A 3,591-nucleotide genomic window follows, 5' to 3' on the forward strand; every position below is an offset into this window, starting at 1 on the left:
GTCGCTGGGGCTCCGCTGCCGCCCAGGCAACAACGCTACCTATCCACCTCACAAGTAGCAACGCCAGGAGTACGCGTAGTCGCATAGGCACTAATCGGAGGAGAACTGGTAGGACTCCTAAGTAACGAATGATTATCCCGGGTTCCGCCTACCTTCTTATAAATTGTGGGCACGGTAGTATGCCCATTCTTACCCGCTGTAGCTTACTTCAACCTGGAGGACAATTAGAAAATGAAAGGCCGTTGCTATGTAGGCCTCAGTTAAAAGGTTGGTTTACCAGGTAATGGGTGGGCGTGCAGGCAGCAGAATCCTCCGCGTTAGCGCGGGCCTTTAGGAAAGTAAAAAATAGACAAAAACTAGAGGTGGTGGCTATTCGTCAACTGGTTCTCTTTCCTTGTTTTATCGCTAAACATAATGCGGATTCTAAGACACAGATCAGAACGCCCTGTTCGTTTAGCACCAGGCTCCCTCGGGGCTCCACCGCCCGCCTTGTCGGTACCATCACGCGCAAGGCGTATATCTTCGCGGGCCGCTGCGCCGTCCCGGCCCAGCTGTTCCCCCTCAACGTGTCTGGTGCCATGCCGCGGCTCGCCCCTTACTTTCGCCGCCACCCCCAGCAGCTTTTCCTGCTCGATGGCGGGGGCGCGCTCTTGTCTGCCGGCTGCCTGGGCGTGGTGACCCTCGCTTTTGCCGAGCGCTTCGGCCTGCCGCGCCCCGTCTTGCTCGCCCTCACGGTGTTGGCGGGGGGGTACGCTGTCTTCTCACTTAGCTGTTTCTACCTGGTGCGGGAGCAGTGGCGACGGTGGTTGACCCTGGTGTGGCGGGGCAACGTGCTCTACTGCGGCCTGGTAGTCGGCGGCGTCTGTGGTTATTTTTACCGCCAGTTGACGCCGTTAGGAGCCGTCTATTTCCTTGGGGAAGCATTGATCATCCTGGCCCTGGCCGCCCTGGAGCGCCGGGTAACCAGGTTCCTGCCCCCGGCGGGGCTATCCGCCAAGGGGGGGGGGCTAGCAGTTGATGATCAGGGAATTATCAGGGCTACTAGTCCGAAGCAAGACTTGCGGTTCATCTTCGGCTGATGGTAAGGTCATCGCCTTGCCCGCCTTTGATTCTTTTCCTTGCCTTCTAGGCTCCCTGGACAACTGCCCCTAGTGGTATCGCTGAGTATCCAAGGTCTGGTCCCGGGGGAGCCGCGGGCGTAGCCGAAAGGGTGGATCAGGGGGTCAACAAGTGAGGTTTTGAAAGATACCTAGCTGGTTCTTTCTGACCCGACTACTTGGCCTCCCTGTTGTCCCTGTTTTGGGAACTAAAGCCAGGAAGGGACAGAGCCCAAATCCGATGACTTGATGAACCGCGTATGGCGCCTAGTTTGAGGTAGGTCATTGGGCTGATCAGCCGCCCCACCACGATGGGTAGTGTAAGCTGGGCGATAACCCCCTTCGCCCGAAGGTAGTATGAGTAAAAGGGCCCACCGGCTCGGCGCCTGGTCCTCGGTTCTGACCGCAAGAATGCCTCTGCCTCCCCGCTCCGTGCCCGGTGCGCGCCGCGCGCCCGTTCTTTACTCGTTTACGTTTCCTTTTACTACCACCCATGAAAACAAGTCAAGCGGCTCTTTGGGGCCTCGTCGCGGGTACCGCCGGCGTCGCGGCCATGACCCTGGCCGAAAAGCTCGAGCAGCGCCTTACCCACCGCCCCAACTCCTATATGCCCGCCGAAACGCTGGAGCGGCTGCTGGGCTTGGCTCCCCGCCCGAACGAGCAGCGCCTGGGCCGTAACTGGGCCATGCACTGGGGACAAGGGATAGTGGTCGGCGCGGTGCGGGGCGTTATGGCCGCCCGCGGCGTGCGCGGGGCGGTGGGCTCGTTTTTATTCATGAACCTGCGGCTGCTCACGGACCAGACCCTGGAAAACGCCACAGGGGCCGGCTCGCTGCCCTGGACCTGGCCGCGGGACGAGCAGGTCATTGACTTACTGCACAAAGGCATTTATGCCTTCGTAACGGGGACGGTGGCGGACCGCTTAGTAACGGGCCCGCCCCGCCCCCTCGTGGCCCGGCCGGGCTGGCGTACGGGCTACCCGGCCTAAGGTGCCAGCGCCTACTGCTTGCCAGGGAGGTCAAGTGGCCTAGCCTTGGTCTTGGTTGAACGGGTGAGCCACCTGTTACCCCAGGGGAAAGTAGATCAGGTTGACCTTCTAGGCCACGGGGACGGGAGTGGCCGCCGGTGTGGGCGGGCCAGACCGACCTAGCAGTACGCAGGCGAAGCCGGCTCCCATTAGAGCCAGGGCGGCCCCCACCAGCTCGGGGGAGGTATACCCGTAGCCGGCCGCCAGGGGCAAGCCGCCCAGAAAGGCCCCCAGGACATGGCCCAGGTTGAAGGCCGCCTGCGTCACCGACGCCCCCAGCAGCTGGGCGCCTTTCGAGGACTGAATCATCAGGATCTGGATCGGGGCGGCCAGGGCCAGGGAGCAGCTACCGGCTACAAACGTCATCAGGAGGGATAAGGCTTGATTTTCCGATACGAAGAAGATGATCAGTAGGGTCCCCGCCATGGCCAGCAGCAACACCAGGCAGGCCGTTACGGACGGAAAGCGGTCGGCCAGCTTGCCGCCCCCTAGGTTGCCCACAAACATACCCAGCCCCACCAGCATCATGATGTAAGGCACGTAGGCGGCGGGAAAGCGCGAGACCTCCGTCATCCAGGGTGCGATGTAACTCACCCAGCCAAACAAGCCCCCCGTCCCGATGGCCGTGATCAGGATGATCAGCCACGTGTCCACGCGCGTAAACAGGGCCAGCGCGGCGCGGGGGCTACGGGCCTGCTGCACCGGCAGAGTGGGCAGTACGAAATAAAGGGCCAGCAGCGTCAGCAGGCCCGTGCCGCCTGTCCCCGCCAGCGCATAGCGCCAGGAATAGTCCTGCCCAATGAAGGTGCCCAGCGGCACAGTCAGCAGATTGGCAATGGTCAGGCCCGCAAACAGGACGGCAATAGACTGGGCCTGCTTGCCCTCAGGGGCTAGCCGACTGGCTACCACGGACCCCACCCCGAATAAGGCGCCGTGCGGCAAACCTGAGAGCAGCCGGGTCAGGCACAGCAGGGGGTTGTTGGGGGCGAAGGCCGAGAGCGAATTGCAAACCGTAAACAGGAGCATTAACAGCAGCAGCTTTTTCGGCGCTAGGTTACGTCCCAGCGCCGTCAGCAGCGGGGGCCCGATGACCACGCCCAGCGCGTAGGCCGCAATGCCATACCCCGCCTGGGGGATGGAGACGTCGAAGTCGCGGGCGATAGCGGGCAGCAAGCCCATCAGGACGAACTCGGTAGTGCAAATGGCCAAGCCAAGCCCCCGAGCGCGAGCGGCAATAGTTGTTTGTTTACAAGGTAAGCAGCTAGAGAAAGAAGGAGTACCAGGCCCCGGCGGGCGCGGGGCTAGGCAGCAGGATTGCTTTCCAAAGCGGTCAGGAGCTGATCGAGCGAAAGGTCCCCGCGCACAAACTGGTCGAGCAGGTGCTGTTCGGCCGGGGTAGGCGTCAGCCGGGTGCCGTGGGTGAGCGGCTGGGCGAACGCGAGCACGCGGCGACGGTCCTGGGGCGTA

At 62.3% G+C, this 3,591-nt stretch carries 3 protein-coding genes; 2 read left to right on the forward strand and 1 reads right to left on the reverse strand.

Going from position 1 to position 3,591, the window contains the following annotated elements; all coding sequences use genetic code 11:
• Positions 1-578: 578 nt before the first annotated feature.
• Complete coding sequence (locus tag ACW9KT_RS22240; RefSeq protein ID WP_457084592.1) at positions 579-1,079, forward strand: hypothetical protein; 501 nt, start codon at positions 579-581, stop codon at positions 1,077-1,079.
• Positions 1,080-1,590: 511 nt separating this feature from the next.
• Complete coding sequence (locus ACW9KT_RS22245; protein ID WP_457084594.1) at positions 1,591-2,085, forward strand: hypothetical protein; 495 nt, start codon at positions 1,591-1,593, stop codon at positions 2,083-2,085.
• A 108-nt stretch (positions 2,086-2,193) separates the two neighbouring features.
• Here ACW9KT_RS22245 and ACW9KT_RS22250 read toward each other — a convergent pair whose 3' ends face one another.
• Entirely contained in the window at positions 2,194-3,303 is a 1,110-nt protein-coding gene (locus ACW9KT_RS22250; RefSeq protein ID WP_457084596.1) for an MFS transporter, read from the reverse strand.
• Positions 3,304-3,591 lie beyond the last annotated feature (288 nt).

This window comes from Hymenobacter sp. HD11105, from assembly GCF_054051685.1.